The organism is Micrococcus sp. GbtcB5 (assembly GCF_019091605.1).
Taxonomy (GTDB): domain Bacteria; phylum Actinomycetota; class Actinomycetes; order Actinomycetales; family Micrococcaceae; genus Micrococcus; species Micrococcus luteus.
In genome coordinates this window covers 1-280 of record NZ_JAGXJK010000169.1, presented here as the reverse complement: position 1 = coordinate 280, position 280 = coordinate 1, and the positions used below count along the sequence as shown (strand labels likewise).

The following is a 280-nucleotide window of genomic DNA, read 5'->3' as shown; positions in this document are numbered from 1 at the left end:
CATATCGCGTCCGCAAAATGTCGAGGCAGTCAGAGATGGTCTGGTGTCTGCCGGTGTAGTTAAGAGTTCCATGGACGATCTGTGGCAAATCACCAATTTTGGATCGTTACTTTACGCCAAGAGATTGAGTGATTTTGGACGACTGGAGCGGAAGTCCATTCGCGTCATTCAATATGAGGGCACCTCCAGGGTTCGAGCTAGGCAAGAAAAAGAGTTTCGAGGAGGGTACGCGGTTTCCTTTCTCGAGGTTTTAGACTACATTAGCGCTCTGCTGCCCGCT

At 50.0% G+C, this 280-nt stretch carries 1 pseudogene; it reads left to right on the top strand.

Features of this window, described 5'->3' with window-relative positions:
* Positions 1-70 precede the first annotated feature (70 nt).
* Positions 71-280, top strand: a pseudogene (locus tag KVS67_RS11890) (transcriptional regulator); the annotation flags it as partial.